General features: G+C 60.4%; 17 protein-coding genes and 1 tRNA gene. 11 read left to right on the forward strand and 7 right to left on the reverse strand.

The window, feature by feature from the left end:
* Positions 1–8: 8 nt before the first annotated feature.
* Positions 9–1,220 (reverse strand): acetyl-CoA C-acetyltransferase, encoded by a 1,212-nt coding sequence (locus ABDK06_RS02250; protein WP_394938475.1) that lies wholly within the window; start codon positions 1,218–1,220, stop codon positions 9–11.
* Positions 1,221–1,395: 175 nt separating this feature from the next.
* On the opposite strand from ABDK06_RS02250, the gene bcp reads away from it, so the two are divergent.
* The 4 genes from bcp (at position 1,396) to ABDK06_RS02270 (ending at position 3,627) form a co-directional block, all read left to right on the forward strand.
* A complete protein-coding gene (bcp, locus tag ABDK06_RS02255; RefSeq protein ID WP_394938477.1) occupies positions 1,396–1,869 on the forward strand; it encodes a thioredoxin-dependent thiol peroxidase in 474 nt (157 codons plus the stop codon).
* A 32-nt stretch (positions 1,870–1,901) separates the two neighbouring features.
* Positions 1,902–1,983 (forward strand) — tRNA-Leu (locus tag ABDK06_RS02260).
* Positions 1,984–2,106: 123 nt separating this feature from the next.
* Complete coding sequence (locus ABDK06_RS02265; RefSeq protein ID WP_394938479.1) at positions 2,107–2,619, forward strand: hypothetical protein; 513 nt, start codon at positions 2,107–2,109, stop codon at positions 2,617–2,619.
* A 123-nt stretch (positions 2,620–2,742) separates the two neighbouring features.
* The gene (locus ABDK06_RS02270) at positions 2,743–3,627 is read left to right on the forward strand and encodes a dihydrodipicolinate synthase family protein (RefSeq protein WP_394938481.1); all 885 of its coding nucleotides are present in this window, start codon (positions 2,743–2,745) and stop codon (positions 3,625–3,627) included.
* A 25-nt stretch (positions 3,628–3,652) separates the two neighbouring features.
* Here ABDK06_RS02270 and ABDK06_RS02275 read toward each other — a convergent pair whose 3' ends face one another.
* Positions 3,653–4,393, reverse strand: a complete 741-nt coding sequence (locus ABDK06_RS02275) for an SGNH/GDSL hydrolase family protein (RefSeq protein ID WP_394938483.1) — start codon at positions 4,391–4,393, stop codon at positions 3,653–3,655.
* 27 nt (positions 4,394–4,420) lie between these two features.
* Positions 4,421–6,178: a cytochrome c biogenesis protein DipZ gene (locus ABDK06_RS02280; RefSeq protein WP_394938485.1), complete on the reverse strand. Its 1,758-nt coding sequence runs from the start codon at positions 6,176–6,178 to the stop codon at positions 4,421–4,423.
* A 222-nt stretch (positions 6,179–6,400) separates the two neighbouring features.
* Here ABDK06_RS02280 and ABDK06_RS02285 point away from each other — a divergent pair, with 222 nt between their 5' ends.
* From ABDK06_RS02285 to ABDK06_RS02300, 4 genes are all read left to right on the forward strand, one after another.
* Complete coding sequence (locus ABDK06_RS02285; protein ID WP_394938487.1) at positions 6,401–7,069, forward strand: fasciclin domain-containing protein; 669 nt, start codon at positions 6,401–6,403, stop codon at positions 7,067–7,069.
* A gap of 146 nt (positions 7,070–7,215) precedes the next feature.
* Entirely contained in the window at positions 7,216–8,877 is a 1,662-nt protein-coding gene (locus ABDK06_RS02290; RefSeq protein WP_394938489.1) for an ABC transporter substrate-binding protein, read from the forward strand.
* A 107-nt stretch (positions 8,878–8,984) separates the two neighbouring features.
* Entirely contained in the window at positions 8,985–10,472 is a 1,488-nt protein-coding gene (locus ABDK06_RS02295; protein ID WP_394938492.1) for a malate:quinone oxidoreductase, read from the forward strand.
* Between the two features lie 51 nt (positions 10,473–10,523).
* Positions 10,524–13,724 (forward strand): efflux RND transporter permease subunit, encoded by a 3,201-nt coding sequence (locus tag ABDK06_RS02300; RefSeq protein ID WP_394938494.1) that lies wholly within the window; start codon positions 10,524–10,526, stop codon positions 13,722–13,724.
* Here the strand turns inward: ABDK06_RS02300 and ABDK06_RS02305 are convergent.
* Positions 13,721–15,298 (reverse strand): hypothetical protein, encoded by a 1,578-nt coding sequence (locus ABDK06_RS02305; RefSeq protein WP_394938496.1) that lies wholly within the window; start codon positions 15,296–15,298, stop codon positions 13,721–13,723. The two genes, ABDK06_RS02300 and ABDK06_RS02305, sit on opposite strands and share 4 nt — an antisense overlap.
* 88 nt (positions 15,299–15,386) lie before the next feature.
* A complete protein-coding gene (locus tag ABDK06_RS02310; RefSeq protein ID WP_394938498.1) occupies positions 15,387–16,856 on the reverse strand; it encodes an MFS transporter in 1,470 nt (489 codons plus the stop codon).
* A 118-nt stretch (positions 16,857–16,974) separates the two neighbouring features.
* On the opposite strand from ABDK06_RS02310, the gene ABDK06_RS02315 reads away from it, so the two are divergent.
* A complete protein-coding gene (locus ABDK06_RS02315) occupies positions 16,975–18,066 on the forward strand; it encodes a CE1758 family FMN-dependent luciferase-like monooxygenase (RefSeq protein ID WP_394938500.1) in 1,092 nt (363 codons plus the stop codon).
* A complete protein-coding gene (locus ABDK06_RS02320) occupies positions 18,063–18,509 on the forward strand; it encodes a MarR family winged helix-turn-helix transcriptional regulator (protein ID WP_394938502.1) in 447 nt (148 codons plus the stop codon). Before ABDK06_RS02315 ends, ABDK06_RS02320 begins: the two co-directional genes overlap by 4 nt.
* Before the next feature lie 54 nt (positions 18,510–18,563).
* Here the strand turns inward: ABDK06_RS02320 and ABDK06_RS02325 are convergent, their stop codons facing one another.
* Together ABDK06_RS02325 and ABDK06_RS02330 are read right to left on the reverse strand one after the other, a co-directional pair.
* Entirely contained in the window at positions 18,564–19,367 is an 804-nt protein-coding gene (locus ABDK06_RS02325; RefSeq protein WP_394938504.1) for a transglutaminase-like domain-containing protein, read from the reverse strand.
* Positions 19,368–19,376: 9 nt separating this feature from the next.
* Positions 19,377–20,738, reverse strand: coding sequence for a M20/M25/M40 family metallo-hydrolase (locus tag ABDK06_RS02330; RefSeq protein WP_394938506.1), 1,362 nt, complete (start codon positions 20,736–20,738; stop codon positions 19,377–19,379).
* Positions 20,739–20,856: 118 nt separating this feature from the next.
* Between ABDK06_RS02330 and ABDK06_RS02335 the strand changes: the two genes are divergently transcribed.
* On the forward strand, positions 20,857–21,588 hold the full coding sequence (locus tag ABDK06_RS02335) for an HAD family hydrolase (RefSeq protein ID WP_394938508.1): 732 nt from the start codon (positions 20,857–20,859) through the stop codon (positions 21,586–21,588).
* The last annotated feature ends 6 nt before the right edge of the window (positions 21,589–21,594 follow it).

The following is a 21,594-nucleotide window of genomic DNA, read 5'->3' on the forward strand; positions in this document are numbered from 1 at the left end:
CAAGCCGCTCAGAGACGTTCAATGATGGTGGCGATGCCCATGCCTGCACCGATGCAGAGGGTCACCAGGCCGTACCTCAGCTGGCGCCTTTCCAGCTCGTCCAGCACGGTACCCAGGATGATCGCCCCGGTAGCGCCCAGCGGGTGGCCCATCGCGATGGCCCCGCCGTTGACATTGACCTTTTCGGGCGGAATATTGAGATCTTTCATCCACTTGAGAACCACAGCGGCGAAGGCCTCGTTCAATTCGAAGAGATCGATATCTTCTACTGAAAGACCCGCTTTGGCCAGCACTTTCTGAGTCGCCGGGGTGGGGCCGGTGAGCATCACCGTGGGTTCGCTGCCGACCACGGCGGTCGCCACGATCCGGGCACGCGGTTGCAAGCCCAGGGTACGAGCTGCCTCTTCGTTGCCGATCAGAGTAAGTGCGGCGCCGTCCACGATTCCCGAGGAGTTGCCCCCGGTATGCACGTGATTGATCCGTTCCACCGAGAAGTAGCGCTGTAGCGCTACGGCGTCGAAGCCGCCTTGCTCCCCCAAACCGGCGAAGGCCGAATTCAGTTTCCCCAGGGTTTCCACCGTAGAGCCGGGACGGCGGTGCTCGTCGTGGTCGAGTAAGAGCACCCCGTTGAGATCACGCACCGGCACAATGGACTTCTCAAAACGTCTCTCAGCCCAGGCCTGCTCCGCCTTCTGCTGCGAGAAGACCGCGAACTCATCGACATCCTCCCGGCTGAAGCCTTCAAGCGTGGCGATCAGATCGGCGCTGATCCCTTGCGGCACGAAATAAGTGTCGTAGGCGGTGGCCGGGTCCTGGGCGAAGGCTCCGCCGTCGGACCCGATGGGCACCCGGGACATCGATTCGACACCGCCCGCCACGATCAGAGAGTCCCAGCCGGAGGCCACCTTGGCCGCCGCCATATTGACGGCCTCCAGGCCAGAGGCACAGAACCGGTTGACCTGGACGCCCGCGACGCTCTCCGGCAGTCCCGAGACCAGCGCGGCAGCCCGGGCGATGTCCCCGCCCTGCTCCCCCACCGGCGAGACCACACCGAGAATGACGTCGTCAATCACTTCGAGAGCTAGCTGAGGGTTCCGCGGCCCCAATTCATTGAGCAGTCCCACCACAAGGTCGATCGGTTTACTGCCGTGCAAGGCCCCGTCTCGGTTCTTACCGCGCGGAGTGCGCAGCGCATCGAAGATATACGCCTGATTTTCCATTCCGGCCTTTCCTGCCTTTGAGCCTGGCCGCTTACTCAGGCCTCGTCGAACATCGACTTTGATGCTAACCACTCACCGGCTGTGCTTCGCTCAGTCTAAATTCGTTTCAGCCCTCGAGACAATAGACCCAAAGCACGGTTCCCCGGGCAGAGGATCATCGCGATATGCTCAAGTCATGTCTGACAACCGCCTCGCCCCCGGCGACCTTGCTCCCGAATTCACGCTCAGCAATGCCGACGGTCAGGAAGTCTCACTCAAAGACTTCCGCGGCCGCAAGACCGTGGTGTATTTCTACCCCGCGGCCTCAACTCCGGGTTGCACCAAAGAGGCCTGCGACTTCCGGGATAACCTGAATTCCCTGGCTTCAGCGGGATACGCCGTGGTGGGGGTATCACCCGATGAGACCAAGGCGCTGGCAAAATTTGCTGCTGCGGAGTCACTCAATTTCCCCTTGCTCTCCGATCCTGAGCACGCTGTGGCTGAGGCTTACCAGGCCTGGGGTGAGAAGAAGAACTACGGGCGTACCTATCAAGGACTGATCCGCTCAACCTTTGTGGTGGACGAGGAAGGCCGCATCCAACTGGCTCAATACAATGTTCGTGCCACCGGGCACGTGGCAAAGCTGCGCCGGGACCTCGGTCTGGACTAAGATAGGTTCTCGGCCCTTCACGAAGGGCCGCTGCGCGAGTGGTGAAATTGGTATACACGCCAGATTTAGGTTCTGGTGTCTTCGGACGTGCGGGTTCAAGTCCCGCCTCGCGCACCGTCTCCTCTGGATTCTCTCGTTCTCGATGCTCGCAGCCTCAGCCTGAGGAATGAGCCCGCTGATTGACATCTCCGACCACCGGTTGATGCTTCGGCCAGCGGGTCTTGGCAGGCTTAAAGGATGAAAAACCCTTCCTTGTCATCAGTCCCAGCAAGTTCCCCGGCAAAGGCCGCAGTATTGAGATCCCGGGCTAAACCGGCGGCTACAGCCGCAATCGCCTGCATCCTGGGGCTCGGCGGGATGCTCACGCTCACGGGCTGTGACAGCTTTTCGAAGCAGACGGCGGATGCCTGGGCAGTGACCTATGAGATCGAGGTTCAGGGGACTTCAACCGAGCTGATCGGAGCTGTCAGTTACGACAAGGCGCCCTCTCGAGGTGAGGACTCCTCCTCCGTGACAGCCGGAGATGTGAGCACTACCAAGCTGGCGGATTCCAAGGACAGCGCGGTCTGGAAGGTCGAGGCCCAGGTCACCGCTCAGAAGCGCGCAGCGGTCACTGGGACGGCGCAGCCGGGTTCCATCGCCAGTTGCAGGATCTTGCTGGATGGAGTTCGTGAAATCTCGAAGAACACGGCTAAGCCCGGCGAGCCGGTCAGCTGCAGCGCTGATACTCCGGCATTTCAGAAGAAATGAGCCAGCAGAAATGAGCCAACAGAAATGAGCCAGCGCGGTTCCTGAAAGCTGCGACTACGTCATGAAAGCGCAGATAGCCGGCACGGCTGCGGAGTCGAGAGCACCTGGGATTACAGTGGTTTCATGATTTTCAATGGCTTGCTCGCCTACCCCATCACGCCGAGCCTGGAGGACGGCCGACCAGATTTAGAATCCCTCGGAAGACATAGTGAAACCCTGGCACAGAGCGGGGTCTCGGCGATCTCGGTCTTGGGAAGCTCGGGTGATTTCGCCTATTTGAACCGCCAGGAGCGGGCTCAGGTGATCAAAGTCGCCGTCGAAAGCGCTGCTGGCCGGGTGCCGATCGTGGCGGGAATCAGTGCCATCGGCCTGCGCGAAGTCTTGGAGCATATCTCCGATGCGCAGAGTGCTGGAGCTGCCGGGCTGCTGCTCTCTCCGCAGTCCTACAATCCACTGAGCGATTCCGAAGTGATCGGTTTAGGCGAGGCCGCTGCCGCTGCCACGGAGTTGCCGCTCTGCCTCTATCAGAACGCTAGGACCACCCAGTATGCCTTCTCTCTCGAGGTCGTCGCGGAGCTGGCTGCGGTATCGAATATCGTGGCCTTCAAGGACAATGCTCTTTCGGTCCAGGAATTCAGGGGGCGTCAACTGGGATTGGCGGGCAAAGTTCCTGAGGATTTCTCGCATGGGCTGAGCGGGGATGCCATGATTGCACAGGGAACACCTGCCACGGCCTGGCACAGCGGACCGGCGGCTTTGGTTCCGGAGCTGTATTTGGCGCTGCGCGGTGCAGTACAGCGAGGCGAACCAGGAGCAATAGAAGCTGCTTCCCGGCCGCTAGCGGAGTTCATCGCGGTTCTCGGCAGCTTGCCTAAGGCTAGTACCCTGCACAGTCTGGCTCGGCTGCGCGGGGTCAGAACCGCCGGGCCGCGGCGTCCGATCCTGCCATTGGACAGCGGCCAGGAAAAGCTGCTCGCCGCCGCCTTGGAAACCGCCCTGAGCCGCTGATACCGACTCGTCCGCGCTGTTCTGGCTAGTCCCCGGTCGATTCTCCGATGGGGTGCAAAAGCGGTTGCAGCAGGGCTTCAAACTTCTGTTCAAGGTAGATGTGCCCTTCGATGCTCGGATGATCGCCGTCCGGACCGATCAGCTCGGACTCGTCGTCCATGATCCAGCGCTCGGCGATCGGATCGATGAAATCCGCTCCGGCGCTTTGCGCACCCTGCTTGATCTGATCCCGGATCGTCAGCAGATCGGGGTTCACCTCACTGGAGTACGACGCCGGGCCCACCACGAGCAGATCGGCCTGCGGTGCTCGCTGTTTCACCGCCGCCGCGGTGGCCTCCACCTCGAGGTTGATCTTGCCGAGCTGGTAACCGATGTCGTTCTCCGAACCGTAGACGATCACCGCATTGGCGTTGCTGGGCACCGAGGCTTCGGCCTGCTGCTGGAAAGTCTTTCCGCCACTGCCTTCCACCAGATAACCAGCGCCGTCTTCGGCGGCATTGATCAAGGTCAGCGGAATCCCCTGAGCGGTCATCTTCTGTTCGAGCCTGGTCGGCCAGGCGTCTTCAGCGGAGGTCTGATAACCCGTGCTGATCGAATCACCGATCACCACCACGGTGTATGAAACCTCACCGGGGCCGATCAGCTCTTCCGGTGCCACGGTCACCGCGGCACCGGAATCACCGACGCAACTGCTCAGCATGACTGCTGTTACTGCTAACGAAGAGGCTCCAAGCAGAGCTTTCCGGTACCGCAGTTCACGTCTCACCTTCCAAAGCTAACCCAAGACTTCGGTTTATCCATAGGTGAAGGAATACGCTTGCAAACCGCTGGGAAGATTCACAGTGAGCTGCCCCTGCTCGATCGAGTCCTTCTTCACGATCTGATAGAGCGTCGGTACACCGCTGATCTTGATCTGCTGTGTTGTGCCGTTCTGTTCAACCCCCAAAGTACCTTCCCCGGCCACCACGATGAAGACATTCTTCGCGTGATAGTTGAGTTTGATCTGAGCAGAAGCCGCAGTAGGCGTGATGTACTGACTCTGTAAATTCCATTTGCCCTGCAAGGCAAAGCTGTCGTTCGCCTGATTGGCGGGGAAAGCAAAGCTTGCTTGACCGGTGTCATAAGCTTCAGTTCCGGAGAAATTGACTCGTTTATTGGCCCCCAGGTATGTCTCCTGGGTGGTGGAGCCCGCTTCCGGCGCGGCATTGATGGGCTGGCTCGCGGCCGGCAGTTGCACTCCCGGTTTGGCCTCTGTCAGGAGCTGCCGGATCAGGTTCTCGGTATCTTGATAACCGCCTTCACCGAATTGGATATGCCGCACCGTGCCGGTTGAATCGATCAGATAGTGGGCTGGCCAGTAGCGGTTGCGATAGTTGGTCCAGGTATCGAGATTGTTATCGATCGCCACCGGGTACTTGATGCCGAGCTGCTGGGCCGCGTTCATCACGTTAGCGGGCACCTTCTCAAAGGCGTACTCGGGTGAATGCACCCCGATGACTTCCAGCCCGGCGTCCTTATAGTTGTTATACCAGGAGACCACATTGGGAATGGAACGCTGGCAATTGATGCAGGAATAGGCCCAGAAATCGATCAACACGACCTTTCCGTGCAGAGACTTCAAATCGACGGGCTGATTGTTCTCAGTGTTGTACCAGCTTTGAATTCCCTTCAAATCAGGCGCTGTTCCGCAGCTTTCAAGCTGCTTGCCGCCATTGCTGCATTTGCTGAGATCTTTGTTCTGATCGTTGACCAAGCCGCCAAGGTTGAGTTGCTGCTGAATCTGCTCCTCGGGCTGCACTTGCTGTTGCAGCGGCGTGGTGTAATCCGGGATCAATCGCTGCAAATACTGCGGGAGATTGAAGACCAGGCCGATCGCCAAGGCGATCATCAGAATTCCTCCGGTGATCCGGATGCCCTTCTGGTGCTTGCGGAAGCTCTTCACCCGCTCAGCGACCCGGCGTCCCGCGAGGGCGAAGATCAACAGCGGCAGCGCCGCGCCGACGGCGAAGGTCAGGGTCAGCACCAGAGTGTCAGCACCGATTTGCCCGGTGGCCCCGGCCACCGCGATGGCGGCCAGCACCGGCCCCGCGCAGGGAACATAGACCGCGCCAAGAGCTATGCCGAGGACGAATCCACCGCGTTGATTGTTGACCCGCTTCTGCGGGATCCAGGAAAACGGCAGTTCCAGAATGTGCTGAAAGCGTTCGAAGATCAGCCCCAGGCCGATCAGCACCAAAACCACCAGGCCCACCCAGCGCAGCAGGTCCTGCGGAAGATGAAGCACCGCGAGCAGCACGGAGCCCAGCAATGTGAAGACGCTGAAACTCAGTACCAGACCTAGAATCACCAGGTAGGGCCGCCAACGGCCCTCCTTCTTCTTCCGAGCTTCGTCTTTCCGGGCTTCGCTCTTTTGAGCATCCGTCTGAGTGGTGTCCGGGAGCGCGGACTGGACACCTCCGGAGAAGAAGATCACCGGCAGCACCGGAAGAATACACGGCGATATTCCAGTGATCAGGCCACCGATCAGGCCTATGAGTGCGAGTTGAAGCATGATTCCTCCGAAAGTTTGCCCAAAGCGTTCGCTGGGGAACCGACGTCCTAGCGGTCGTCATTTAGGGTTCAGCAGTACTTCGTCGCGCCGAGGGAAAAAGCTTGGTGCAGACGCTGAGAAAAGTTTTCCGGGAAATCGACCCATCCAGGCTGGAACATCCAACGAACTTGCTGTGAGACATCGGCCAATCGGCTGATGGACGAACTCGAAGGAGATTTTCCGATGAAACTCGCAAAACACACTTCCATCACCGTACTTTCGGTCGCGGCCGCAGCGGTACTCACCCTCTCGGCTTGCGGAGGTGGATCCTCTTCCGGCAATAGCTCAAGCGCTGCTCCGGCACCCAGCAGCTCAAGCGCTGCCCCAAGCACCTCAAGCGCTCCTGCAATGACCTCAGCAGCCGATATGGTCGGTCCGGGCTGCTCGGCCTATGCGAGCCAGGTTCCTAGCGGTCCCGGCTCGATCACCGGCATGGCCGCTGATCCGGTTGCAGTCGCAGCATCGAACAATCCCTTGCTGAAGACCTTGGTCGCCGCGGTTTCAGGAAAGCTCAACCCCAAGGTGGATTTGGTCAGCACGCTCAATGGCAGCGAGTTCACCGTCTTCGCTCCGGTTGATGCCGCTTTCGCCAAGATCCCGGCAGCCACCATCGACTCGCTGAAGACCGATGATAAGACCCTCTCTAAGATCCTCACCTATCACGTGGTTCCCGGCCAGCTGAGCCCGGCTCAGATCGTCGGAACCCACAAGACCGTGGAAGGCGGAAGCGTGACCGTTGCCGGTAGCGGCGACAACCTGACCGTCGACGGCGGCGCAAAGGTGATCTGCGGCGGCGTCAAAACCGCAAATGCGACGGTTTACCTGATCGATTCGGTCTTGATGCCCAAATAAGCCTCAAGCTCTACCCGATCTGAATACTGACCACTGAGTGGGCGTCTCCTGAGGAGACGCCCACTCAGTGCTTCCCACACTTCTATAGCTGCGCTGATTACACTGGGGAGGATCACTATCCTTCACCCGCGAGCTTGGAGTAGTACGTGCCACGACGATTGAGCCCTGTCAAAGCCGGGGTTTCTGCTCTCAGTACGGCGCTCGTCGTGGTCCTGACCTTGGTGAGCTGCACCGCAGATCCCGCTCCGACTCCGTCGCCATCGACCAGCACAGCATCCAGGACCTTCACTTTCGGAACCACTTCCGACCCGGCCGGGCTCGACCCGGCTTTGGTGACCGATGTCGATTCAAACCGAGTCGTGCGGCAGATCTTTGAAGGCCTGGTCACCGTGGACCCGGTCACCGGCGACCCCGCCCCCGCTCTGGCCACTAGCTGGAACTCACTCAGCAACGGCTTGGGCTATGAATTCACACTGCGCGAAAACGTCCGTTTTCAGGATGGTCAGCCCTTTAATGCTGCTGCGGTCTGCGCCAATTTCAACCGCTGGTTCAGTTACCCGGTGCAGAAATCGCCGGGCAGCATTCCTTCGGCGTTCAAAGATCTTTTTCGTACCTTCTCCAATGATGCGAAGAACTCATTCTTCAAAAGCTGCACTGCCAACAGTGAATTCAAGGTGACGATTGCCCTGAACCTGGCTCTCACCAGCTTCCTGGCGGCCTTGACTCAGCCCGCTTTCAGCATCGCCTCACCGGCCGCCCTGGTTTCTGAAACCGCCAATCTGCTGGACCAGAAGCAAGGTGCCTATGCTGTCTCCAAATTTGCTTTGAAGCCCGTGGGCACCGGACCCTATAAGCTTTCCAGCTGGAAAGACGGCACCGTGACCCTGGTGCAGAACCCGGAGTACTGGGGCGATAAAGGGCAGATTCAAACCATTCATTTCGTCACCTACACCCAGTCTCAGGCCAGATTGCGGGCCCTCCTGACCGGTAAGATCGACGGCTATGACTTCGTCACCAAGGACAATTTCGACGCTCTGATCAAGAACGGCCAGCAAGTGCAGCAGCGCGACCCCTTCTCGGTGATGTATCTGGGCATCAACCAGCAGATCCCCGTTCTGGCGGATCTGAAAGTACGGCAAGCCATCGCAAAGGCCATTGATAAAGATGCCCTGATCCGGAGCTATTTCGCCGAAGGCAGTTCCGCGACGAATCAGTTCATCCCGCCCAAACTGAGCGGCTTCAACAACCAGGTTCCCAGCGCCGGCTACGACCCCCAGGAAGCCCGCAAGCTGCTTTCCGAGTCGAGCTACAAGGGTCAGCAGCTCAAGTTCTACTACCCGCTTGATGTGACCCGCCCATATATGCCGACGCCGGAGAAAATCTACGCCGATATCTCAGCTCAGCTGATCGCGATCGGGCTCAATATCAAACCCGTTCCGGTTGATTGGTCCGATAACTACCTCGGCAAGGTCACCTCCCCGGGAGACCATGCATTCCATCTGCTCGGTCTCAATGGGTCCTATTCCGATCCCGATAATTTCGTCGGGCCGCTTTTCGGTGCAACGAACTCCGAGTTCGGACCGGCGGATGCACAGCTGACGTCAAAAATCGACAGAGCCAAGGCGTTGCCCAATGGGAATGAACGCAACGAGGCCTATCAGTCGATCAACTCCGATATTGCTCAGACGATCCCCGCAGTGCCGATCGCTTTCCCCATCTCCTCTCTGGCGCTCTCCCCCAGGGTCACCAGCTACCCGGTCAGCCCGGTGCTCAACGAAGTCTTTAACAAGATCACCCTGAGCTCTTGAACAGCTGAAAAGGGGGCGGAGCCGCCTCGCTGATTTAAGGAACTTAGCCGCTGCGCGATACGCTTCTAGAGCGCTTTGCACCGTCAGCAGCTACCGGAGAAATACCAGTGACTTTTATCTCTCAGACCAAAGAAGCCGATGTCGTTCTGATCGGTGGCGGCATTATGAGCGCTACCCTCGGGGCCATGCTCAGTAAAATCGAACCGAACTGGTCGATCGCGCTCTTCGAGCGGCTCGATGAACTCGGGCTGGAATCCTCTGGACCGTGGAACAACGCGGGAACCGGGCACTCCGCGCTCTGTGAGTTGAACTACACCCCCGCGGCCAAGGACGGCACGGTCAGCGCCGATAAAGCGCTCGCTATCAATGAGCAGTTCCAGCTCTCCCGGCAATTCTGGTCGCATCTGGTCACCGAGGGCCAGATCGGCTCCCCCAAGACCTTCATCAACACCGTGCCGCACATGTCATTCGTGATGGGCGAGGATCATTCGAGCTATCTGCGCACTCGTTATGAAGCCCTCAAGCCCAACGCTCTGTTCTCCTCCATGGAGTTCTCTGAGGACCGCGATCAGATCGCCGAATGGGCACCGTTGATCATCAAGGGCCGTCAGGGTTCCGGTCGGCTCGCGGCGACTCGCGCGGCTGAAGGAACCGATGTCGATTTCGGCGCACTGACCAAGGACCTGGTGAAGTTCCTCTCTGGGCAGGGCGGCGAAGTCAATTTCGGCACCGACGTCACCGATGTGCAGCGCGGCAGTGATGGAAAATGGGTGATCAAGCTCAAGCACAAGAGCTCGGGGGAAACCGGCAGTATCAAAGCCCGTTTCGTCTTCATCGGCAGCGGCGGCGGGGCCCTGCACTTGCTGCAGCGCTCCGGCATTCCTGAGAGCAAGGGCTACGGCGGCTTCCCGGTTTCCGGCCAGTTCTTCCGCTGCACCAATGAAGAAATCGCCGCTCAGCACAGCGCAAAGGTCTATGGCCAGGCCTCAGTGGGCGCACCGCCGATGTCCGTTCCGCACTTGGATACCCGCTACGTAGCCGGCAAGAAGTCCTTGCTCTTCGGACCCTACGCTGGGTTCTCCACGAACTTCCTCAAAGCAGGCTCGCTCTGGGATCTGCCCTTGTCGATCCGCCCCTCGAATATCTACCCGATGCTGGCCGCCGGGGTGCACAACCTGGGACTCACCAAATACCTGGTGACCGAGGTGTTGAAGTCCCGCTCCTCGAAGGTGAGCACCATGCAGGAGTACTTCCCAGAAGCCAATGGCGAAGACTGGGAACTGATCACCGCTGGTCAGCGTGTACAGATCATGAAGAAGGACCGCAAACAAGGCGGCGTTCTGCAATTCGGTACCGAAGTGATCACCTCCTCCGATGGATCCATCGGGGCACTGCTGGGGGCTTCCCCGGGGGCTTCCACCGCGGTACCGATTATGCTGGAACTTTTACAGCGCTGCTTCCCGCGGGAATTCAAGCTTCAGTGGCAAGAGAAGATCAAGGAAATGATCCCCACCTTCGGTGTCAAGCTCAATGACAATCCGGATCTCGCGGCGGAGACCATGGCCAAGACCGCAGCGACCTTGCAACTGAGCTAGTCCGCACCACCTGCTTGACTCACCAGTTACTGTCTACTTCGGAGATGACCGATGTTCCGTCTGGCCACCCTGTCCCTGCGCAATCGCGCACTGATCGCGTTGGTGACGGTTTTCGTCGCCATTTTCGGCGTCATCTCGATGAGTTCCTTGAAACAGGAGCTCATTCCCTCGCTGGAATTCCCTCAAGTCACCGTGGTGACCTCGATGCCCGGCACTTCCGCCGAGGTGATTGACGCCCAGGTCAGCAGGCCGTTGGAAACCGCGCTGAACGCGGTCGAGAATCTCGATTCCTCCAGCTCCACTTCTCGCAGCGGAGTGTCGACGATCAGTCTGACCTTCGCCTACGGGACCAATCTGGACCGGGCTCGTAATCAGATCGATCGAGCCATCGCCAATTCCCGGAATCAGCTTCCCTCCGATGCCGAGCCACAGGCGGTAGCCGGTAGCATCAATGACTACCCGATTCTGTATCTCGCGGTTGCCTCGGATAAATCGCTCTCGGAACTGAACTCGGACCTGCAGCGTATTGCGGTACCGAAACTGCTCAAGGTCGATGGCGTGCGAGGTGCCGATGTGACCGGCGCCAATGGCCAGCACATCGAGATTCAGCCAGATCCCGGCAAGCTGGCAGCAGCGGGGGTGCCGGTAAGCGCCATCTCCGATGCGCTGAAGAACAATGGCTCGCTGGTGCCCGCAGGCACAATGACCGATTCAGGTAAGTCTCTTTCGGTACAGATCGGCAGCCCGATCGATTCACTCGATGCGATCAAGGGCCTGCCTTTAGCCGGTGGTAAGCCCGGGCAGCCTCCGGTGACCATCGCCTCGGTCGCCTCGGTTTCGCTGCAGGATGATCCGACGACGTCGATCACCCGGACCAATGGCAAGCCGACGCTGGCTCTGTCGGTCACCAAGACCCCGGAAGCGGATACTGTCAGCGTCTCCCATGCGATCAACGACTTGCTGCCCCAGCTCAAGGACGAGCTCGGTTCAAATACAAGCTTCACCACTGTCTTCGATCAGGCCCCTTTCATCGAGAAGTCGATCAAAGACCTGGGCACCGAAGGCCTGCTCGGCCTGGGCTTCGCCGTCATCGTGATCTTGATCTTCCTGCTCTCGGTGCGCTCCACGCTGGTGACTGCGATCTCGATTCCGCTCTCCCTGCTGGTCACGCTCATCGGTCTGTGGGCCACGCATTATTCGCTCAATATCCTGACCCTCGGCGCGCTGACCATTGCGATCGGCCGGGTGGTGGACGACTCCATTGTGGTCATCGAGAACATCAAACGGCATCTGACCTACGGTGAGGACAAGCTCAGTGCGATCACCAACGCGATCAAGGAGGTAGCCGGCGCCGTCACGGCTTCGACGCTGACCACTGTCGCGGTCTTCGCTCCGATCGCCTTCGTCGGCAATATCGCGGGTGAACTGTTCCGGCCGTTCGCGCTCACCGTGACCATTGCACTGATCGCCTCGCTCCTGGTCTCCCTCACCATCGTGCCGGTTCTCGCCTACTGGTTCCTGCGCTCCCCGCAGAACGCCGCGACGCCGAGCGCCGAGGTACTCGCCGAAATCGAGGAGAAGGAACGCAAGAGCTGGCTGCAACGCGGTTACCTGCCGATTCTGCGCGGCACTCAGAAGCACCCGGTCTGGACCGTCACCGCGGGTTTCCTGATCCTGGTGGCGACTCTCGCGATGACTCCCTTACTGCCGCAGAACCTGCTGGGCAATTCGGGGCAGAACTCGATCTCAATCACCCAGGCCATGCCACTCGGTACCAGCCTGGATGCGACCAGCCAGGCCGCCCAGAAGGTGGAAGATGCGCTGCACGGCATAGAAGGCGTGCAGGACATCCAGGTCACCGTGGGCAACGCTAGCGGCGGGTTCTCCTCCTTGCTCTCCGCTGGAGCCTCCAGCGCGAGCTTCCAGGTGGTCACCGATGAGAAGGTTGATCAGAGCAAGCTGCAGCAGAAGGTCCAAGAGGCTCTGGACGGCGTGAAGGACGCCGGGACCATCACGATGAGCGGCAGCGGCAGCGGCTTCGGCACCTCCAGCACCGTGGATGTGAACATCAAGGCGAGCAATGGCGACGATCTGCAGACCGCCAACGACGCCGTGCTCTCAGCGCTACGCGATACCCCCGACACCTCAGATATCACCAGCAACCTCTCCGCTTCGAACCCCGTGGTGCAGATCAGCATCGACCGGGCCAAGACCGTAGCAGCCGGACTGAACGAACAGCAGGTGGCCGGTATTCTGGCCGCCACGGTGAGCCCCATTCCGGCGGGAACGGTTCGTCTGGATACCACCGACTACCGGGTGCAAATCGGTAAAGGAACCCAGTTCACCTCGATCGAAGCCCTGGGGAACGCACCGATCCCCACCGGCTCAGGCTCGGTACCGCTTTCGGCGATCGCCAGCGTCAAGCAGGTGAACATCCCCTCCTCGATCACCTCTTCGAATGGCCAGCGCAGCGCCAAGGTCTCGCTGACGCCGAGCGGCAACGATCTGAACGCACTCAGCGGTGCGGTGCAGAAGAAGCTCGATGAACTGAAGCTGCCCGCCGGGGCCACCGCGGCTCTGGGCGGAGCCACTACTCAGCAACGCGAATCCTTCGCGCAACTCGGCCTGGCCCTGATCGCCGCGATCGCCATTGTCTACGTGATTATGGTGGCGACCTTCAAATCACTCATCCAGCCGCTGCTGCTGCTGGTTTCCATCCCCTTCGCGGCGACCGGCGCGATCGGCTTGCTGCTGCTCACCGGTGTCCCGCTGGGTCTGCCCTCGCTGATCGGCATGCTGATGCTGGTGGGCATCGTGGTGACCAATGCCATTGTGCTGATCGACTTGATCAACCAGTCCAGGCGCGGCACTGAGCAGAAGCCGGGGCTCTCGGTAGCAGATGCCATTGAATACGGCGCCAGGCACCGGCTACGACCCATTCTGATGACCGCTCTGGCCACCATCTTCGCGCTCACCCCGATGGCGCTGGGAATCACCGGAGGCGGCGGTTTCATCTCCCAGCCGCTGGCCATTGTGGTGATCGGCGGCTTGATCTCCTCCACCGTGCTGACCCTGATCCTGGTACCGGTGCTCTACCGGCTGGTGGAGGGCCGACGGGAGCGCCGACAGTTGCTCAAGGAACTGCAGACCGTTCCCGAGGTCGCTGCTGCGGCCGCAGACGCCCCGGCGTCCTCCCAGGACTGGACCACCGGAGCGATCCCGAAGGTCCGCGGACGGCGGGCCAGCAACTAAAGCACCATCGAGTCCCGGCCCTGCAGGAAGTAGATCCAACCTTTGTAGATGAAAGTCGCTGTGCTGTTCCCCGTGTTGACGAAGACCGTCAGCCCGTTGTTCAGCAGCCGTGAGCTGAGTTGCCCGTTCTGCGTGATCGGCGTCGTGCTGTAAACCGTCGGCACTTGGAGGGCGAGCATTTTCTGCACCATGCTGTCTTGCAGGTTGACGCTCGCCGTGTCCACGCTTTCGTAGCCGTTGGCGAGGTTCTGGCAGAACGGCTGTGCCTGGGCCACAGCACCGACCATCTGCTTCGCGTCAGAGCTCTTATTGAGCAGCGTCCAGCCCAGGCTCATCCGCTGATCTGCGGTGCGGCGGCCACTCGCCGACTGAGCCACGAACCAGGCACCGAAGTCGTCGTCCGAAAGGCAAGGAGCATCCCAGGGCACCACTGCCCCCTGGCTGTAGTTAGAAAGGCTCGTCTTACGCAGGTCCACACTGTAGTCGTGCATGATCGGGACCGAACCACGCCGGGAGATCTCGGCCGCGAAGTTCGCACCGGCTTTCATCTCGGAGTCGCTCATTGAGCCACCGTCCGCCCACTGCACGCTGTATTCCCGCAACACCGCATCGATCAAAGGCGGCGTACTGGCCGCCGCGCCCGCGAGCAACCGTTGGTCAATCAGCCGCAAGCCGCGTTGCGACTCGGTGCTGGGCAAGGGGGAACCACCGGCCACCGCGGGCTTTCCCAGCAGCGTCTTGGTGCTGGTCGGGTCGACACCCATATTGACCCAGACCAGCACATCTCGGCCCGCCGTGGCTTTGGTCTGCCGCGCCAGGTAATTGACCATGGACATCATGTCATCGCCGTATTGCGCACTCGTGGTCCAGGGACCATAGCCGCCTACGTCTTCGATATTGATGCCGTGCTGCGGGGAGACGTTCACGTCGTCGAGCAATACCCCATCGAAGTACGCGGCCGGCTCACCGTTCCTGCCGGGCCTAGAGGGTGTGGTCAGAATGTTCTTGAGCCGGTTAGCACAGTTGGCCCGATAGAGCTGAGAGCTGATATCGGCGACAAAAAGCCCTTGATCGGGGTACTGGACGAAACTTTTATCGCCCATCTTCACCAGGGCGTTCGCCTTGGCCAAGGCCGCAGACCCAGATTGCACGAAGAGCGATGCTCGCGGATCAGCCGCGCTGTCTGGGGCATCCACGCAATCGGGCTGGAATTCGCTCCAATCACCGAGGCCCTGGGTTTTCTCCCGACTCGCGGCAACGTCCACATACGCCAGGAATTTGGTCTGCGGATTGGCGACTTTCATTTCAGCTAGATTGCAATCGCCCGGTAAAGAAACCCCGAAGGCGAATGGCTCCAAGACAACTTCTTTGAGTTTGTTCTGAAAGGGTGCCCCTGAGCAGAGCAACTGGCCTTGCCGCCAGCCCTGTAAATATGCCACCCCTCCCTGGGGGGCGATCACGGAGGCTTGAGCCGGAACCGCGGGAAGACCCAAGGCCGCGAGCAAAACCACGCCGATGAGCAGCGCGGCACCGCCTTTCATGCCTCGGCTAAGCTGCTGACCGTTCTTAACCATCGCATTACCTCCAGGGTACAAAGCCCTCCCCCTAGGCGGTTTTGTATTTTATTAGGGCCTCATCATACGCACGTCAGACTCTTAATCACTAGGCCTTTTCGAGGATTGGAATAGTGCTTTCAAAAGCCGATTTAGGTGCGAAGAAAAGTCCGACCGCCGCCAGTATTCCAGAGATGCCGCAGACCATCCAAACCAGCAAATAACCATTCAGCGATCCAGCGGTCGGCGAGCCGGCGGCCCCGGCGCGCAGAGCCTGACTGGCGAGAGCCAAACCGAAGATACACGAGGCAAAAGAGCCGCCCAGGGTCTTGATCGCATTGGTCAATCCGGTGGCCATCCCGGTGTGCCTCAACGGCGCGATCGCCGCCGCAGCCGCGGGTAAAGCGGCTACCAAAGCCCCTGAGCCCAGACCTGCGACGAACATGTTCAGCATGGCCTGCCAGAGCACCCCGTGGAAGGGCAAGAACAGCAAATACCCGACGCCGACCAAGCTCGCCGCACTGATCAAGCTGATTCGAGGCGTTGCGCGTTTCGCCACCCAGGGGAAAAGCAGCGCCCCCACCAAGAGCGAGAGCACATACACGCCGATCAGTACCGAGACCTGCCCCGAGCTGACGCCCAGACCATAGCCGAGCTGAGCCGGGTCAGTTCTGGCGAAAGTGGAGAGCGGCACCTGGGCTCCGAGCACTGAAAGCCCGAAGAGGAAAGCGGTCAACTGCACCGGCCACATACCCGGCATCCGCAATAATCTGATATCCACGATCGGATCGGCTTGCTGCAACTCGAAGCGTGCAAAGCCCCACAGGGCAAGACCCCCCAGCAAGACCGCAGCCCAGGCCCACCAGGTGAGCAGCCCGTTGATCCGCATGAAGATCAGTCCAGTGGTTATCAGCAGCAGTGAAAGGCTGATCAATCCGAAGCCCTTGAGATCGAGCCGGCCTCCGCTTCGCAGCGGTGACTCCGGAACACCGCGCCAGATCACCCAAAGGCACAGCGTGACGCACAGCGCCGGGACCATCAGGGTCAACGAGATCTTCCCGACCAGCACCTCACCCAGGGCGCCTCCGGAGAGCGCACCGAGGATGACGCCGAGCTCCAATCCCGCGACCAGAATCCCGGAAGCTCTCCTGGTCAGGGCCGCGGGGTTGTTATTGGCCTGGCTGTGCGAGTAGATCAAGGCGACTTCCAAGGGCAACCACACGACATAAAAGCCCTGGAGCGCCCAGGCGAGCAAGAAGGTCCAGAAATCCGGGGCCAGCGCAACGCCCCAGGAGGCCAGGGCGGTGAGCGCCGTCGAAATCAAGAGCACCCGGCGGTGCCCGAACATATCACCGAGCTTGGCGAGCAAGGGCACCGCCAAGGCGCTGACCAGCAGCTGGGCGGCTTCGAACCAGTTCACATCGGCGTCGTGAATCTTCAGATGGCGCGCAATATCGGTGAACAACGGCGTGTAGTAGCCCTGCAAAACGCCAGAGGTCAGCTCAACGAGAAGCAGAAAACCGACGATACTCCCTGCTCCCCCGAGCAGTCCCGCAGTCCCCTTCAAGCGAGTCTTCACAAAAATCTCCTCATAGTATTCGCCACCCCCAAACAGCGGGAATACAACCGGTGCGAGTCCGGTTTCCATGGATAATAGATGCAAACGTATTTATTTATATGGGAAAGAGGACCGAATCATGCAAATCGGCATCTTCACTGTGGGTGACGTTACAACAGACCCCACGAACAACACCACCCCCAGCGAATTCGAACGCATTAAAGCGATGACAACGATAGCCAAACACGCCGAAGAGGTGGGGCTCGACGTCTTTGCCACCGGTGAGCATCACAACCATCCCTTCGTGCCGAGTTCACCCACCACGATGCTCGGCTACATCGCAGCGCAGACCGAGCGCATCATCCTTTCCACCTCCACAACGCTGATCACTACGAACGATCCGGTGAAGATCGCCGAGGATTTCGCGATGCTGCAGCATCTGGCGGAGGGCCGGGTGGACATCGTGCTGGGGCGCGGAAACACCGCACCGGTGTATCCCTGGTTCGGCAAGAGCATGCAGGACAGCGTGGAATTGACGGTGGAAAATTACGCTCTGTTGCGCAAGCTCTGGGATGAAGAAGTGGTCAACTGGCAGGGTCGTTTCCGTACCCCGCTCAATGGCTTCACCTCGACCCCCAGGCCGCTCGACGGCGTCGCCCCCTTTGTCTGGCACGGCTCGATCCGCACTCCTCAGGTGGCGGAGATCGCGGCTTATCACGGTGATGGGTTCTTCGCGAACAATATCTTCTGGCCCAAAGAGCACTATCAGCAGCTCATCGGCCTCTACCGGGAGCGTTACGAGCACTACGGGCACGGCGCAGCCGATCAGGCCATTGTGGGCTTGGGCGGTCAGTTCTTCATCCGGCCCAATTCTCAGGACGCGGTCAGGGAGTTCCGACCTTACTTCGACAATGCGCCGGTCTACGGACACGGACCGTCCATGGAGGATTTCACCTCGCAGACCCCGCTGACCGTGGGCAGTCCGCAGGAGATGATCGAGAAAACCCTGACTTTCCGCGAGTTCTTCGGTGATTATCAGCGTCAGTTGTTCTTGGTCGATCATGCTGGACTACCGCTGAAGACCGTTCTTGAACAGTTGGATCTCTTCGCCTCGGACGTATTGCCTACCCTGCGCAAGGAGTTCGCGGCCAGAAAACCGGCGCATGTTCCCGACGGCCCGACCTTCGCCTCCCGCCGGGCAGCGGCTGAGAAAGCCACTGTGGGATCATGAGCGACCTTCGGCTCAGCGTGCAAAGCTGGGAATCCTTCTTCAGGGCCCAGGTCCGGGTGCTCCAACAGCTACAGCGAGATCCGGTTTTCAAGCGGATCAGCCTGCGCGAATACGACGTGCTGTACACGATTTCCAGCTGTCCCACCGGCTGGGTGCGGCTCAATGAGCTCAATCGTCGGGTGATGCTCACCCAGCCGAGCATTTCGCGGCTGGTTGAGCGATTGGAAGCCCGGGGTCTGATTCAGCGGAGGATCGCGGAGGAAGATCGCCGTGGCGTGGAGATCGGACTGACCGAGCAGGGCCAGGAGCTGCAGAAGTCGGTGGGCCGAGAGCACGCCAGGGATATTCACTGCCTCTTCTCCTCTAGCCTGACCCCCGAGGAGATGCGAGAACTCATCAGGCTGAGCAATAAGCTCGAATCGGCCGTGAGCCAGCAGGAATAGCGTTTCAGCCGGGCCGGTTGGAGCGGCCATTCAACGACAGCGGACGACGCCGGGCTAACGCAGGGTGATCCGGGCAGTGGGGTCCTCCACCGGCAGGTCGCCGGTCACGGTTGCGCTGACTCTGACCTCTTTGAGAGTCAGCGAGCCGCCCACGGTGGAAAGAAAAGCGGTGTCTGAGGCGTCTCGCCCGGTGGCGATCCGCAGCATCGAAGCACGGGGGGCCAGGCCGGTGGGATCGAGCACATACCACTCGCCCTCCACCCAGGCTTCAGCCACCGCATGGAAGTCCATCGGGGTCAGCCCCGGGGCATAGACGGCGGCCAGCCGAGCTGGCACGTCCTTGGCCCGCAGCAAAGAGACCGCGAGGTGCGCGAAATCACGGCAGACCCCGCGACGGGCCAGCAGGGCTTCCACAGCACCGTCAGTCGGGCTGGAAGAACCGCTGACGTAACTCAGTTCCTGAGCTACCCAGTGGCGCACCGCCTCCACCAAGGCCAGTCCGCGCAGGCCGGGGAATTCAGCATAAGAGGTGGGCAGCAATCGGTCAGATTCGCAGTAACGACTCGGCCGGACATAGCGGATGAGTTCGGTCTCGCTGGTGAGCTCGGGAGTCGCTTGGCCTTCCACCACGGCCCGGTACTGTACGTTGACCTCACTCGATTCAGCGAGTTCCAGGGCAAAAAGTCTGCCGTTGTGCAGATCTTCGAGTTCCCGGTATGCCAGCTGCCGCCCGGCGGTTTCAATGCTGATCTGCTCTTCCACCGAGGTGTACCCTCGGTTGGCCACCGCGATCGCGAGCACTATGGAAGTCTTCGCTTGGGTGCTGAAAATCAGCTGGGCGGAAACGGTACGTTGCACCGCAACAGTCTATGCGAGTTTGCCGAGCAAAGATCGGTAAAAACTGATGCCTTCCGAGAGCGTCTGCACCGAGATGCGCTCGTTGGCGGCGTGCAGGGCCGCTCTCTCCTCACCGCTCATCCGGAAGGGCGTGAACCGATAGACGGCGTCGCTGATCGCGCAGAAATACCGCGAATCGGTCATTGCCATCGCCAGGTAGGGAACCACCGCGACATCAGGAAAGATCTCGCGGATGGTCTCTGCGAGAACCTCGAACTGCGGACCGTCGGATGACGAAACGGCAGAGGGCTCAGCGCTGTCCAAAATTTCGATCCGCACCGTGGGATCGTCGATGATCCGTTCTAGTCGGCTCAGGGTCTGCGCCACGCTGCTGCCGATCGCAATGCGCAGGTTGACCGTCGCACTGGCCTGAGCCGCGAGCGCATTCGCCGCCTTGCTGCCGCTGAGTTGAGTGACCGCCACCGTAGTGCGCACCACAGCGTTGGCCTCCGGCCCGAAGACCGGCAGGATGAAAGCCAGCGGCATTTTCAACAGACCCGCCCGGCCGAGCAAGAATTTCCGGATCCCTTTCATCTCAGCGGCGAACAGTTCGAGCATCCTGGCGCTCACCGGGTGCAGGCTGACCGGGAAAGGACGCCGATCAAGACGGGTGATGGCCGCGGCTAGCCGGGCGGTTGCGCCGCCGCTGGTCGGCGTCGAGGAATGACCACCGGCGTCACGGGTTTTCAACGCCACCGTCATCGAGCCCTTCTCGGCGAGGCCGATCATGGCGGCTCCCCTGCCCATCCTCGGGAAGGCCTCGCTGGCCACCGCCCCTCCTTCATCGAGCACCAGCCAGGGGCGCACCCCTCGCTCGGCCAGTCGGCTGACAACGCTCGCGGCATCGCGCCCGCCGACTTCCTCATCACCGCCCAACGAGAGATAAATGTCCTCGCTCGGGCTGAAACCCTGCTCCAGCAACGATTCGACCGCTTCCAGGATGGCCACCACACTGCCCTTATCGTCCAGGGCACCGCGACCCCAGACATAGCCCTCGGCTTGAATTCCGGAAAAAGCGGGGTACTTCCACTCGTCATCCGGATCGACCGGCACAACATCCAGATGGGCCATCAGAACCACCGCCCTGCCCTGCGGCTGGGTACCAGCCCAGCGGAACAACACCCCGCCTTGATCAATCCGTTCCCGTTGCAGGGTTCTGTGCACCGCGGGATACAAACGCTCGAGAGCTCGGATCTGCGCTTCGAACTGACTCTGGTCCTGCCGATCGCGCTCCGGATGAGCCACCGTTTCGAAGCTGATGAGTTCACTCAGGTTCCGCACGGCTCGCTGCATCAATTGAACGTCCGGCATCTTTGAACTCGGTGAAGTCATGACGGGAGTGTATCGCGATGTCAGCGGATCGGCGGGCGAAGGTTAATACTCCGTGAACACTTGTTTCATAAGTAAATTTTTCATGGACGCTTAGTTCTTAGCGGGATACCGTGTTGTTGTGATCCCGAACGCCTCCAGCCAAGCACCACTCCTCGTCCTTGATTTCGACGGCACCGTCGCGCTGGGTGACGGGCCGGTCCTGGCCTATGCACAGGCGGTGGCTGACCAGCTTCCCGAGCAGGCAGCCAAGGCCCTCCTCGCCGAAGTCGATCAGTTCCTGGCCGGCGAAAGCCAGCGAGTATTCAAGGACGGTTACGACGCCGTGGCCCGGTTGAGTGAAACCACGCTGAGCCCGGAACAGCGCAGCACCGCCTATCTCGAAAGCCGGCAGGCCATCGCTCGAGGCGAAGTGACAGTGCACGCCCCGGAAGGCTTGATTGATTTTCTCCGGGAAGTGAGCGGCTACGCCGAACGCCTGCTCTTCACCAACGCCCCGCTGGCCGGCGTCACCGAGAGCCTGATCGGGCTGGGGCTGAACGGGTTGATCGATCACGTCGTACCGAATGCCCGGAAGCCTCTCGGCTTCGCTCAGCAGCTTCCGGATTTACTGGATGGCCGCCCCGCAGCTCACCTGTTGAGCGTCGGAGATGTCTGGGCCAACGATATCGAGATCCCCCTGAACGCCGGGTGCTCGACGGCTTTTATCGACCGCTTCGATCTCCACACCGGGCCCGCCCATCTGCGTGCCGAAACCATAGAAGAGCTCTACCCGGGCATTCAGGAATGGGCTCAAGATCCTGTCGCCTTCCAGCTTCATCACTCCCTCCCGCACTCACCACCCGATAGGTAGTCCACC

This window comes from Psychromicrobium ferritrahens, from assembly GCF_043789415.1.
Taxonomy (GTDB): domain Bacteria; phylum Actinomycetota; class Actinomycetes; order Actinomycetales; family Micrococcaceae; genus Renibacterium.